The sequence below is a fragment of the Nostoc spongiaeforme FACHB-130 genome, from assembly GCF_014698475.1.
Taxonomy (GTDB): domain Bacteria; phylum Cyanobacteriota; class Cyanobacteriia; order Cyanobacteriales; family Nostocaceae; genus Nostoc_B; species Nostoc_B spongiaeforme.
Genome location: NZ_JACJTB010000007.1, coordinates 1 through 12093, shown reverse-complemented (window position 1 = coordinate 12093; position 12093 = coordinate 1). Strand labels below are relative to the sequence as shown.

At 39.3% G+C, this 12093-nt stretch carries 13 protein-coding genes; 4 read left to right on the top strand and 9 right to left on the bottom strand.

Features of this window, described 5'->3' with window-relative positions:
• Positions 1-112: 112 nt before the first annotated feature.
• Positions 113-319, bottom strand: coding sequence for a DUF751 family protein (locus tag H6G74_RS08360; protein WP_190967226.1), 207 nt, complete (start codon positions 317-319; stop codon positions 113-115).
• Positions 320-481: 162 nt separating this feature from the next.
• Here H6G74_RS08360 and H6G74_RS08355 point away from each other — a divergent pair, with 162 nt between their 5' ends.
• Positions 482-1315, top strand: a complete 834-nt coding sequence (locus H6G74_RS08355; RefSeq protein WP_190967225.1) for a DNA adenine methylase — start codon at positions 482-484, stop codon at positions 1313-1315.
• Here the strand turns inward: H6G74_RS08355 and H6G74_RS08350 are convergent.
• From H6G74_RS08350 to H6G74_RS08340, 3 genes are all read right to left on the bottom strand, one after another.
• The gene (locus tag H6G74_RS08350; RefSeq protein WP_190590993.1) at positions 1312-1788 is read right to left on the bottom strand and encodes a PD-(D/E)XK nuclease superfamily protein; all 477 of its coding nucleotides are present in this window, start codon (positions 1786-1788) and stop codon (positions 1312-1314) included. The two genes, H6G74_RS08355 and H6G74_RS08350, sit on opposite strands and share 4 nt — an antisense overlap.
• A 246-nt stretch (positions 1789-2034) precedes the next feature.
• Positions 2035-3252, bottom strand: a complete 1218-nt coding sequence (locus tag H6G74_RS08345; protein ID WP_190590991.1) for a HetZ-related protein — start codon at positions 3250-3252, stop codon at positions 2035-2037.
• A 372-nt stretch (positions 3253-3624) separates the two neighbouring features.
• Positions 3625-4284, bottom strand: coding sequence for an L-threonylcarbamoyladenylate synthase (locus tag H6G74_RS08340; protein ID WP_190967224.1), 660 nt, complete (start codon positions 4282-4284; stop codon positions 3625-3627).
• A 96-nt stretch (positions 4285-4380) separates the two neighbouring features.
• On the opposite strand from H6G74_RS08340, the gene larC reads away from it, so the two are divergent.
• Positions 4381-5652: a nickel pincer cofactor biosynthesis protein LarC gene (larC, locus tag H6G74_RS08335; RefSeq protein WP_190967223.1), complete on the top strand. Its 1272-nt coding sequence runs from the start codon at positions 4381-4383 to the stop codon at positions 5650-5652.
• Positions 5653-5882: 230 nt separating this feature from the next.
• Here the strand turns inward: larC and H6G74_RS08330 are convergent, their stop codons facing one another.
• Both H6G74_RS08330 and H6G74_RS08325 read right to left on the bottom strand, forming a co-directional pair.
• Positions 5883-6452 (bottom strand): hypothetical protein, encoded by a 570-nt coding sequence (locus H6G74_RS08330; RefSeq protein ID WP_190967222.1) that lies wholly within the window; start codon positions 6450-6452, stop codon positions 5883-5885.
• Positions 6453-6522: 70 nt separating this feature from the next.
• Complete coding sequence (locus H6G74_RS08325) at positions 6523-7038, bottom strand: DUF6658 family protein (RefSeq protein ID WP_190967221.1); 516 nt, start codon at positions 7036-7038, stop codon at positions 6523-6525.
• A gap of 212 nt (positions 7039-7250) precedes the next feature.
• Between H6G74_RS08325 and H6G74_RS08320 the strand changes: the two genes are divergently transcribed.
• On the top strand, positions 7251-8177 hold the full coding sequence (locus H6G74_RS08320; RefSeq protein ID WP_190967220.1) for a lysylphosphatidylglycerol synthase transmembrane domain-containing protein: 927 nt from the start codon (positions 7251-7253) through the stop codon (positions 8175-8177).
• A 13-nt stretch (positions 8178-8190) separates the two neighbouring features.
• Here the strand turns inward: H6G74_RS08320 and H6G74_RS08315 are convergent, their stop codons facing one another.
• The 3 genes from H6G74_RS08315 to H6G74_RS08305 form a co-directional block, all read right to left on the bottom strand.
• The gene (locus H6G74_RS08315) at positions 8191-8418 is read right to left on the bottom strand and encodes a DUF167 domain-containing protein (RefSeq protein WP_190967219.1); all 228 of its coding nucleotides are present in this window, start codon (positions 8416-8418) and stop codon (positions 8191-8193) included.
• A gap of 313 nt (positions 8419-8731) precedes the next feature.
• Positions 8732-9280, bottom strand: coding sequence for a DUF2231 domain-containing protein (locus H6G74_RS08310; RefSeq protein WP_190967337.1), 549 nt, complete (start codon positions 9278-9280; stop codon positions 8732-8734).
• 26 nt (positions 9281-9306) lie between these two features.
• A complete protein-coding gene (locus H6G74_RS08305) occupies positions 9307-10047 on the bottom strand; it encodes an LmeA family phospholipid-binding protein (RefSeq protein WP_190967218.1) in 741 nt (246 codons plus the stop codon).
• Positions 10048-10303: 256 nt separating this feature from the next.
• Here H6G74_RS08305 and H6G74_RS08300 point away from each other — a divergent pair, with 256 nt between their 5' ends.
• Positions 10304-11359 carry a hemerythrin domain-containing protein gene (locus H6G74_RS08300; RefSeq protein WP_190967217.1) on the top strand — a complete coding sequence of 352 codons (1056 nt, stop codon included), beginning with the start codon at positions 10304-10306 and terminating at the stop codon, positions 11357-11359.
• Positions 11360-12093: the final 734 nt, after the last annotated feature.

The window sequence follows — 12093 nt, the reverse complement described above, 5'->3', positions numbered from 1 at the left end:
AAGTGCTGAGTGCTGAGGAGCCACTGCGTTGCGGAGGTTTCCTCCGTTGTAGCAAGTGGCGTTGCTGAGTGCTGAGTAACACCAAAAGCAACAGCCTCCCATCGTTCCCAGTCTAAACTGCACTCAAACCCAGCATAGCGCGGAGGGTAAGAGTTACAAAGGTAAGACCGCCCAGTAATAAGCCGACAACAGCAACTAAGGTGACTGGACGTTTTAACAAGGGCAATAATGGCTCGAATGTGTTCACCAGAAGCCCAACGAGGATAGTAACTAAGTAGCGGGGGTAGCGAAAAACGTTATCCCAAAATCCGTCAAACATGGAAATCTAAACTGCCTTGTTATGAACTGACGTTTGTTTTGATATGCTTTATCTACCTAATTGTAATCTATGCAGATGAAAATTACTCACTTAATATAGAATATGCTGCATTAGCGATATTTTGTTATATTTACTAGCTTAAATTAGTGAACTTATCAGTCAATGGTTATTCAAATGCTTCCAGAAATTTGCCCACGTCCATTTTTAAAATGGGCAGGGGGTAAAAGTAGGTTAATCCAACAATATATTAATTATTTTCCGAAGTTTTATCAGACTTACTATGAACCATTTTTAGGTGGTGGTGCGATTTTTTTTCATTTACAACCAACCACAGCAATCTTAACAGATATTAACGCTGAACTCATTACTACTTATCGCTGCGTTAGGGATCAAGTGGAAGATTTAATTAGCTTATTACAAGAGCATAAAGCTAAACATAATCGAGATTATTATTATAGTGTCCGCTCTCATACAACTAATAATGATTTAGAAAAAGCGGCGCGGTTAATCTATCTCAATAAAACTTGTTACAACGGTTTATATCGAGTTAATTCTCAAGGTAAATTTAATGTGCCTTTAGGTAGTTATAAAAATCCGAGTATTTGTCAGGAAAATTTACTCAGAGCCGCATCTCAAGCTCTGAAGTCATCGGAAATTAGGCAAGCAGATTTTATTAATTTGCTGAATTATGCTAATAGTAGCGATGATTTTGTATTTTGTGATCCGCCTTATCATCCTATTAGCAATACTAGTTATTTTACTGGTTATAATGGCAATTCTTTTGGTGAACAAGACCAAATCCGGTTGCGAAATGTTTGTGCTGAGTTAGCAAATCGTGGTGTTAAGGTGATGGTTTGTAATTCCGATTGCGAATTTATCAGAAAAATCTACACAGAAATCAGTTTTAATATTTATGATATCGCTGCATCTCGCTCGATTAACTCTAATACTAAAAAGCGAGGACTTATCAGCGAATTATTAATTACTTCTTACTAAAAATTTTTGTTAGCCCAAGCAATAAACCTATCTAAACTGTAAACTCCGAGTAAGTTATGATTTAGGTTCACTTGCTGTCTGAGCCACTGAATTGCACCTTCGCGCATACCTTCACCACCAATCACCACAATTGTTGGAGCTGGATAATATTCTTGAATGTTCATACTCAAATACGGAAATTTTTCATCTACAGAACCGCCACTTTCTTGCCATTTACATTCAATAATTAATCCAGTGGGTGTGATGGGTAAGCCAACAACAAAAAAATCTACTTTTAACAAAGTATTATAAAGACCTGCGCCGATATAAACTTGTTTAGCGTAGCGTTTAGGTAATAAATGAGCAGTTAAAAGATATTCTTTGGTGACATGATTTCCGATTTGGAAATAATTATGTCCGGTTAATATTGCGTCTACATTACTTTCTAAAATCCGCCCTGCCTGATTTGCCCGTTTGCCTTGAGTCATAGTCATTCTCAAGTCCTCCGTCAATTTTCTATATATTCTAGAATTTCATGGAAGCAGGGACATATAGACAGTTACTTAATATGAATTTTCAAAGGGGAAAAAAGTAGGATATTTTTGGTACTTGTGTACTAAGAAAGTAGTGAAAAATGCTTGAGATTCAGAGTAGTTAACCGCCGATACACGCAGATAAATTTGGGTGAAGAAAACTTTTGTGTTCTGTGTGTTGACTTCAGCGATACTCTGCACTGAAACTCAACCGGTTTGGACTTCGCTATTACCGTTACGGATAGACCAAGCAATTTCTAGGAGATGAGTCCAACGTTTTTGTAATTGTTTGGGAGTACATTTTAGGGCTTTAGCGATCGCTTGATCACTATGTCTGGCTGCTTTTAATTGCAAAATTTGCTGTTGTTGGGGGGAAAGTACTTGGATAAAAGTTTCCCACTGCTGAGAAGACAAACCTAATTTTTGTTCTAAACCTGCACCTAACCATTGATGAACCAATTGCCATTGGTGCTGCTTGGCAAACTTTTCGACATGATATTTAAAGCGTTGTTGCAGATAATCACGCTGGCGGCTAGTTAAACCGAGAATTTGGTCAATTTCGGGTGCAGACAGGTCTTGCAGCTTCAAGCTGAGGTAGTCGATACAGTCAGATTGACCTTGAGATTCTAAATATTTTACTAATTCTGAGATGACGCGATCGCGTTCTGATTCTTCCGACAAATCACCATGACCTTGAGCAATCATTTTAGAGCGAATTTGCTGCACGGCTGGATTACGTTGGTAAGATTCTGCATCTTCACCCTTCGCTGACTCCACCGCCATTTCAATATCTACAGGAGTTTCTTGGGGTTGACGACGGGCAAAACCTTGGGCGCGTAAGATAATTAACTGTTGATTATTACCGCCAGGTAAATTAATGCGGCGTTTGGCATACTGTTCTGTAAATGCCATATATTCTGCTAATTGCAGCTGAGTGCGTGGTTGATAATCTTCAGCCAATTCATTTTCCCGGCGGAAAGCTTTAATCGCCTCAATATAAAAAGCTTGCAGAAAATCTTCTATTAAATTGTAACGTGCGTCAAATCCGTATTCTGAGCCGGATGGCATAACATGACGGTAAACCATCGCACCCAAACTACTGTGTAACTCTACCCGTCCGCGCCGAGAACCAAGTTGGTAGTAGTGCAGACACTTGTGCAGACGATGTTTTGCTAAAGTTAGCTGCCAAGATTGAACTTGTCCAGATGTTTGGATACGGGAACTTTTATCACAAATTCTTCTGACTTCTTTGGCTATGCGTTGCGCTACAGCTTTTACACATCCAGAACTTGCCTTGACCTGCGCCTGTATTTCCTGACACAGCAATTGTATTAAAGTATCTGCCTCTGAGAATTCTTCAATAGCAACATTGCTAACAACAAAATTGGGTGTGGAGGTTGGTAGATTTACAAGGTTAGCTTTCATGAATTTTCCTAGGGTAGGGTATAGCACCGTAACTACAACGCAAAGATAGCATCTGAAAACGTTCTTGTCTGGAAAGTTATTAAGTATTCATCCATACAAGATTCATTGCCAGCACTGCTTATGTATATGACTGTAGGAAATTTAAAAAAGTTACAGTGAAAGTAATGTGTCGCTTTTTGACACCGTAACCAAATTGCAGACAACACAAATATAAGCATCGCGTCCACAATTGGTGCAAATCCTTGCTAGATATACTTTTACTCCTATCCTGACTACCCACTCCCAGCCATGACTTAGTATGACAATCCCCAAACTGGAGCGTTTTTAACCTAGGTTTGCGAAACGGCAATTTCAGTTTGTGAAGTATGTTTCTTAAACCCAAGCTGCTACTGCTTCCCAACCTAACCCCCGTCTTGTAATCATTGGTTCATCTCCCGTCAAGTCCAAAATTGTCGATACTTGATATGTTGGTTCTTCACCAGTGTCTACAATTACATCCACTAAGTTATCCAGATAATCAAATAACTCTACCCGTGATAGCTGCGGTTCACCTTCTGAGCTAAATTTCCCATCATCAACCTCATAACTTGGCAAATGTGCTGAAGTGGAAATAATCGGGTTTTCTAACGCTTCTAGCAAAGCCAGACATACAGTATGATTCGGTACGCGAATCCCAGTTGTTTTCCGCTTAGGATTTTGTACCAGTCGCGGTACTAACTTAGTGGCGGGGAGTAGAAATGTGTAAGGGCCGGGAATCAGCCGCTTCATCAATCTATAAGCTGTATCGCTGACAAACGCATAAGTCGCTACATTTGACAATGAAGGACATAAAAATGTTAGTGGTTTATCATTCGCTAACTGCTTGATTTTCCTCACTCTTTCCACCGCCGACTTGGCATTTAAATCACAACCGATCGCATAGACCGTATCAGTAGGGTAAAGCATGACCGCCCCATGTGAGAGCGCAGACTTTATCTCTTCTATTCGACGACTTTGGGGATTATCCGGATGCACTGTGAAAATTTTTGCCATAGAAACACGGTGATTTGGAAAAGGAGGACGAGAGACAAGGAAGACAAGAAAGCAGGGGGATAATAACTAATGACGAGTGACTATTGACTAACCCCTATGAGTAAAATAGCTTATCTTCAATGTCCAACGGGAATTTCTGGCGATATGTGCCTGGGAGCCTTAGTCAGTCTGGGTGTTCCTGTAGAGTATTTGGTTACAAAATTAAATGATTTAGGAATTGCCCAAGAGTACCATTTACGAGCGGAACTTGTCCAAAAAAATGGTCAACAGGCAACTAAGGTTCATGTGGATTTAGTGGAGGATGATCACGATCACCATCACCACGAACATCATCACCATCATGGCCGCCATCTGCCAGAAATTGAGCAGATGATTCGTCAGGCAAAGTTACCAACACGGGCGGAAGCTTGGAGTTTAGCAGTATTCCAACAATTAGCAGTAGCAGAAGGGGCAGTGCATGGGGTTGCCCCTGAAAAAGTCCACTTCCATGAAGTCGGTGCCGTGGATGCGATTGTAGATATTGTCGGCACTTGTTTGGGTTTAGATTGGTTGGGCATTGATAGCGATCGCTCAGGATTCCCCTTACTTTACTGCGCGGCATTGCCAACAGGTGGCGGTACAGTGCGGGCTGCACATGGTCAAATGGCAGTACCAGTGCCAGCAGTGTTGAAATTATGGGAAATGAGAAGTTGCCCGGTTTACAGTAACGGCATTGAAAAGGAACTGGTAACACCAACAGGAGCTGCGATCGCTACCACATTAGTCAAAGAATTTGGTAATCCGCCATCGATGACACTTAAACAAGTGGGATTGGGAGCGGGAACTATCAATCTTCCTATTCCCAATATACTACGCCTGTGGCTGGGTGAAAGCACCAGCCTTCAGGCAGATGTCCGCAATTTTCAAGAAATCAGCCCGATTTTAGAACCCATCTCCGTACTCGAAACTCAAATTGATGACTTAAGTCCCCAAGCAATTGGCTATGTGTTTGAAGCCTTATTTGCCGCAGGTGCAGTGGATGTCTTCACCCAACCCATAGGTATGAAAAAATCCCGTCCTGGTATCTTATTAACAGTTATCTGTCATCAGGATAATTTAACCCAATGTGAAGCAGTTTTATTCCGTGAAACCAGCACTTTAGGTATTCGCCGCACCACCCAACAACGCGCCATCCTGCAACGAGAAATTCAACAAGTAGAAACAAAATATGGCAAAGTACGTGTCAAAGTCGCATGGCAAGGAACATCACCAGATAAATCAATCACCAATGTACAGCCAGAATATGAAGACTGCGCCGAATTAGCCAGACAACACAATCTGCCTTGGCGAGAAGTTCACAGAGTTGCCCTGCAACATTGGTATTCGTAAAATAATTTATGAAATTCTCTTTCTTTTCTTTCTTTTCCTTCTTTGTGTCCTTTGCGTCCTACCCTGCTGGAAGCCGCTTGCGCGTCTATGCGGTTCGTTAAAAAAAAATATCTTTTCACAACTCATTTAGGATTGCTATAGGATTGCTATATACCAATAAGAATAAAGGAGTTAGAAAAAATGATTCTAACTCCTCTCTTTTTTATTTCCTACTGGAAATTAACTAAATTCTAGTCAATATTTCTCAATGTCCGGTTTACTGTATCACCAGCATCTTCGCCTGCGCGTTGAGCATTTTTAGTTAAGTCTTGAGCTGTATTACTGGTGTTTTCTTTGATATTTTCTAAACCACGTTTTGTTCCCTTCGCTACACCTTCGGCTGTTCCTTGAACAGAACTACCAATATCTTCACCTAAGTTTTTTATTCTTTCTGGTAAAGGTGTACCTTGGCGATAATTCCGAGCATATTGTTCTGGGCTATCAATACCTTTTTCGTTAATATTTCTTTCGGCATTGCGGCTCAAATCTTCGGCTCGATTTCTAGCAGCTTTTTCAAAATTTTTCGCTCTCGGATCTACATCACTAAAGTTATTCATCCCACCTTCAGGAGAATTGAGGTTATAAGATTTGGTGGGATCGTAACGCTCAGTATTAGGTGATTGGGCGCTGGGTTGTGGTGGTTGACCTGCAATAGTAGGTCTGTTACAAGCTTGGGTCAAAATCAGAAAAACACCTGCTAAGAAAACACTTAACACTTTCAAAGGGCGAATATTCTTGAACCAATTAATGACTCTGTTCATAGTTTTACTCCTGTTTCAATTTGGTATCAGTTAAAAATTTATGGAAGTCTCCCACACTAGAACAAAAATTCTATCTGCCGACTGCCGGATTTTTTTGCAATTCTGGTCTAGCACTTGCTTCATCAGCTTTTTCTTTAACAAAGCTGCTTGCATCTTGAAATTGTTCTTTGACAGTTTCCAGCCGTTCTTGCACACGACTTCCTAAATCTGGTTCATTTTGAATTAAATTTCCAGGTTCAGGTTTTTGAAAGTTTTCCTTTGTAATTATTGGTAATTCTTTTTCCTTTTCGACTCTACCTTGAGGAGTTTCTGCACCAGGGTAGAGGATTTCTGATTCTGGATTTGTAGCAATTAATAAACTAGAAGATAAATAAGCGTTATTGCTTAAATTTCTAGTATATTTATCTCCACCATTCTTATAAGGATTGTTTGCACCACCAGCTTGTACAGCAGGATTTTGAGGATTTGCCCCTGTCACATCTCCACTACTACAAGCAGTGCTGACTATCAAAATCATACCTGCCAAAAATACTGTTATAACTTGGCGTATTCTGAAGTTTTTCCATAACGCCGTTAAATTTGTCATCATTACCTCCTTGCAACTATGAACAAGTTTATTTACTGGTTTAATAGTTAATTAAGCAAGTTAAATTCTTGTTTTAGTTGACTTTTGTTTGACCAACAATTTCCCATATTAATTACTAAATATTAATCAAACATCTGGCTTAAGTCGCATTATATTCAATGATTATGTAATAATTACATCTGACTGTAGAGAGATAAGACTTAGCTAAAGTGATGAAGCAATTTTTACGCTGGTTGATTTTGGGTGGGACACTGTTTTTTGTTGCTAAAGCCTTAAAGGATAATTGGGTAGGAGTAACAACTATCAGAATTGATGCAGCAGGATGGGCAATTTTAGCGATCGCCACAGGGGTAACTTTATTAGCACATACGTGGGCTGGCTGGATTTGGACTTGGGTTTTGCACGATTTAAATCAACCCGTACCATCGATTCCATTTATTCAAGCCTATTTAAAAACTAATATTGCCAAATATCTTCCGGGTAATGTTTGGCATTATTATGGGCGGATTATGGCTGCAAAAAATGCCAATATTTCTGGAGGGATAGCAACCATTAGTGTCTTATTAGAACCATTACTTATGGCAGCAGCCGCTTTGATAATTGTGGTTTTATTTGGCAGTCAGTTGGCTGTGACTCAGACTAATTTAGCTCTCCAAATATTACAATTTGTAATTTTATTTGTGATACTTTGTGGCATACATCCTTGGTTTTTAAATCCAGTAATTCGCCTTTTATACAGATTAAAAAATAAAAAATCGCTTAATAGTAATCAGTCACCAGTAACTATCAATCTTGAACGTTATCCCTTTCGCCCCTTGTTAGGAGAAGTCGGATTTTTAGGACTGCGTAGTTTGGGGTTTATTTTGACTATGTTGGCAATTTACCCCATCAACTTTAGCCAATTTCCGTTATTATTTGGGGGTTTTAGTATTGCTTGGCTGTTAGGGCTAGTAGTTCCCGGTGCGCCTGGGGGGATAGGTGTATTTGAAGCTACAGCGATCGCACTTTTGCAGAATCGTTTTCCCTCGGCTGTGGTGATTAGTGCGATCGCTTTATATCGTCTCATCAGCATCCTAGCAGAGACATCCGGTGCAGCTTTAGCTTGGCTAGATGAACGTTTAGTCAAAACCAATAACTAAAATAGTAGGAATATTAAATCTCAGTTTGAATTTCAATCAACTTTTGTCGAGAAGATAAACCTGATTTAATACTGACATAAGACTTCGGCACATCAAATTTATCAGCTAAAACCTTAATTAATTCTTCATTCGCTTTCCCATCAATCGGCGGCGATTTTAAATATACAGTTAAACTTCCATCTGCTTGTTCTTCAACTTTTTGTTGTTTAGAATTAGGTTTGACTTTTACTCTTTTTTGCATTGCCTATTTTCCTTAATTTTCCTAGCCACAACCAACCTAAAATACAACCAAATATATCATAAGCAAAATATCCAATTTTCAATAGAGGATATGTTTATTTTTTACCCTACCCTCTGATCTGAAAGAGGGTGTACGTCTGTAAGGATATGGGGGTGTAGGGGAAGGATATCTTTTTAGTTAGCAATCCCTAAATAAAAAGCCCATCGCTGTAACGATGAGCAAAGAAAAGATGATGAATATTTTTGAGTTACGGTTGTGACGCATTTTCTACAAATTAAAATTTTAGCCGTCATAACTTGAATCTCAAATCAAATTATGGATATCTTTTACTACCAGCCCCTACTACACCAATTTTATGGCGATAGGAAAGTTCTGCACCAAACCACCCAGAAACACTAGTCAACGTTCCCACTACTAGAGATATTAATAATCCCCAAGGTAAAATCCGGGCTTCTGCGTCACCCCAACGCAAAAGAAAGTTCAACAGCGTTAAAACTAAGATAGAAACATTCAAGATCAGGTGCGCCCAACCAGCCGTGCGTTTACGGACTCGCTCAATCTTCAAAAAGTCGCTTAACCCGATCGCAGCTGCAATTAAACCTCCAACCAATCCCAGTCCAATCAACCACAAAGAAGCCCGCGCCCAGAAATAATCACGAGTTAACCAATAGCCAAAATCGCTTCCTAAAGCTGCGGCTAAAAAGGCTATCGGGAAAATTACACTTAAAGGGTGTAAAGGATGTCCCGCGATCGCAACTGTGCTAGGTACGCCAGTATCACGATACTCTCGATCATCACTCTCAATAATCGGTGGAATATTGGGAAAAGGACTAGAAGCCGATGTTGTTTCTGAAGTTTCCATAATTTCCATAAATAATTATCCTTTGTTTAAGCTGAGGGAATCTTTTCTACATAAGCTTCTGCTTGCAGAGTTAATTTACCTGGTTCTATTTCTATCTGCTTAACTCGCAAGCTCATACCTTCTAAATTAAAGTTAGATAAATTCAGAATTTCGCTGGTTTGCTCAATTAAAGCTTTTGTCAATTCGAGCGAAATTTCATCCCCTTCCCCATACTCGACATTTGCTAAAGATACAGTTTCTCCATTAGCACTGACTTTAGGTATTGCCGAGAAAGCAACTTTTTGAGTTTCACAGGTTTCCTTTAATTGAATAGTTGCATTGAGCCATATCTTTTGATGATCAAGTAAGCTAAATTCTACAGATTGCGGTTCTATACTCATGAGTTGACCATTAATATGTACTTTCTGGTTTTGAAGTTGCGATCGTACATATTCAGAATTAAAAGCACGGTTAATATCATTTTCAGTCAACACAACTCTGGCACTAGCTTCTGTTGGTTTAGTCAGTTCAATTTTGCCAAAAGCTACACTTAAAGGATTGATGGCAACATTTCCCATTTGCATTTCTAATTCCTCCATTCGGAGGTCTTGCTGCATTACCAAACCTTCACCTGATATTTCTACAGCATCTACTTGTCCCTGAACCATTTTTAGTGGGTCAGTTTTAATATTGACATCTAGATTTTCTACCTCATCCAATTGGCTAGATAATCCTATTTCGGCAGCTTTATTTAGTGCTTGCTCTCCGATTCCAGGGCTTTCTGACATTGCACTCTTATCTCGTGTTTGACTCTCTTTGAAAAATTTAGAAAAATAATTTAAAAATTTTATCTATCTAACGATGGAGACAAAATTTCTTTTGTGTATATCCAAAAGTAGAATCAGATTTTATTATGTTCAAAAAACATCCCTTTCTATCTGAAGTGACGCAATTAATCGCTCAAAAGAAAGAGGAAAGATGATTAAGTCTTATGACAAGCTGTGACTAGTAATAATCTGATTAATTTTTGAGGAGAACTTCAAAATGGTATCAACTTTAGATGATACAAAGCGTAATGCTATAGCTAGTAAATTAGCTAGTATTAAATTAGTTCAACAGTTACTGATTGAAAATGAAGAGCTATTTTTGAGGGAATGTACAGATAGTGAAATCTCTGATCGCATCCGGGATTTTCTGGAAGATGATCGCAAAAATCTGGGCATTATAGAAACTGTAATTGTGCAGTATGGTATTCAACAAGAACCGAAACAAACTGTTCAGCAAATGGTTGAACAAGTTCGCAAACTGATGCAAGGCTCGGAGCTGAGTTTCTACGAAAAAGTATCCCAGCACGAATTATTAAAGCATCAACAAGTTTTGAGTGGCTTGTTAGTACATAAAGCAGCACAAAAAGTTGGTGCTGATGTGATGGCAGCAATTGGGCCTATCAATCCTGTTAACTTTGAAAACCGCGCTCACCAAGAGCAACTCAAAGGTATTCTCGAAATCTTAGGTGTGCGTGAGTTAACTGGACAAGATGCAGACCAAGGAATTTGGGCAAGAGTTCAAGATGCGATCGCAGCCTTTAGCGGCGCAGTAGGTAGTGCTGTTACCCAAGGTTCTGACAAACAAGATATGAACATCCAAGACGTGATTCGCTTGGATCATAACAAAGTAAATATCTTGTTTACTGAATTGCTCCAAAGCAATAATCCTCAAAAGATTCAAGAATACTTTGGTCAAATCTACAAAGATTTAACTGCCCATGCTGAAGCTGAAGAGGAAGTAGTTTACCCCAGAGTTCGTTCCTTCTACGGTGAAAGCGATACCCAAGAACTTTATGATGAACAAGCTGAAATGAAGCGGCTTTTAAATCAAATTAAAGGTATGAGTCCTTCAACCTCTGAATTCAAAGATAGAATCAGAAATCTGATGGATATCGTTGGCGACCACATTCGTCAAGAAGAAAGCACAATGTTTGCTGCCATCCGCAATAACTTGAACACTCAACAAAGTGAGCAACTCGCTACAGAATTTAAAGCAGCTAAAGCCAAAATTCAACAACGATTGGGTGGAACTGCAACTGGAGCAAATGTCTAATTTATAGATAAATAGAGTTCAGTTAAAGTTTTAATCTTCAGAAGAATCCCCCAATCCACCTACCCCCAGGGCTGTTTCATTCGCTCAAATTAGGATTTTTTCAAGAGTATCAGTCAGAAATTTTAGTGAGCCGACAATCGAAAAATTACTGTTTCAAGCAGAAAATTTAAGTGCGATGGCCTGGTTCATCAGGAAATTAAGTTGTTGAACAACCTGACTTTTTTGATTGATACGCTTGTAAATTATGGACTTTCAGGGAATGAAACAGCACTGCTTTCAAAAGGGGATCACAGCAGGCTGGGGGATTTTAACTGAAGCCTATTGATATATATAGCGTCTAGCAATTATGGACAAAGTGGGAAGAAATCAAATTTTTGCTACGTTTCTCTTCTGCGCTACCAGCCTTAGCAAAACGACGCTTTTTTAAGAGTTTTAGAAAAGTAAGTTTATGATTATTATCAAGTTTTGCAATTAGTATAGATAATTTTGAAGGCTCCCCCAGACTAGATAAGTTAAAGCGCGATATATCTTTGTCGTGTTGTGTTCAATATTTCTTGTGTGCAAATATTAAAAGTAGAGAGATAAATACTAAAAAGCTCCTCAGTACAATGTTAGAACTAAGGAGCTTTTTAGGAAAAAGAGACCTGGCGCCGAGCAATTGTGGCAGGAGGCAACCCTCCAACTATCGTAGCCGCAGCAGCGTTTCACCTCTGAGTTCGGGATGTATCAGTGTG

What these genes read in the sequence shown, in the direction of transcription:
- H6G74_RS08360 (WP_190967226.1), bottom strand. Translation starts at nt 319, where the DNA reads ATGTTTGACGGATTTTGGGATAACGTTTTTCGCTACCCCCGCTACTTA.
- H6G74_RS08315 (WP_190967219.1), bottom strand. Translation starts at nt 8,418, where the DNA reads ATGCAAAAAAGAGTAAAAGTCAAACCTAATTCTAAACAACAAAAAGTT.
- H6G74_RS08355 (WP_190967225.1), top strand. Translation starts at nt 482, where the DNA reads ATGGTTATTCAAATGCTTCCAGAAATTTGCCCACGTCCATTTTTAAAA.
- H6G74_RS08345 (WP_190590991.1), bottom strand. Translation starts at nt 3,252, where the DNA reads ATGAAAGCTAACCTTGTAAATCTACCAACCTCCACACCCAATTTTGTT.
- H6G74_RS08310 (WP_190967337.1), bottom strand. Translation starts at nt 9,280, where the DNA reads ATGGAAACTTCAGAAACAACATCGGCTTCTAGTCCTTTTCCCAATATT.
- H6G74_RS08305 (WP_190967218.1), bottom strand. Translation starts at nt 10,047, where the DNA reads ATGTCAGAAAGCCCTGGAATCGGAGAGCAAGCACTAAATAAAGCTGCC.
- H6G74_RS08340 (WP_190967224.1), bottom strand. Translation starts at nt 4,284, where the DNA reads ATGGCAAAAATTTTCACAGTGCATCCGGATAATCCCCAAAGTCGTCGA.
- H6G74_RS08325 (WP_190967221.1), bottom strand. Translation starts at nt 7,038, where the DNA reads ATGACAAATTTAACGGCGTTATGGAAAAACTTCAGAATACGCCAAGTT.
- H6G74_RS08330 (WP_190967222.1), bottom strand. Translation starts at nt 6,452, where the DNA reads ATGAACAGAGTCATTAATTGGTTCAAGAATATTCGCCCTTTGAAAGTG.
- larC (WP_190967223.1), top strand. Translation starts at nt 4,381, where the DNA reads ATGAGTAAAATAGCTTATCTTCAATGTCCAACGGGAATTTCTGGCGAT.
- H6G74_RS08350 (WP_190590993.1), bottom strand. Translation starts at nt 1,788, where the DNA reads ATGACTATGACTCAAGGCAAACGGGCAAATCAGGCAGGGCGGATTTTA.
- H6G74_RS08300 (WP_190967217.1), top strand. Translation starts at nt 10,304, where the DNA reads ATGGTATCAACTTTAGATGATACAAAGCGTAATGCTATAGCTAGTAAA.
- H6G74_RS08320 (WP_190967220.1), top strand. Translation starts at nt 7,251, where the DNA reads ATGAAGCAATTTTTACGCTGGTTGATTTTGGGTGGGACACTGTTTTTT.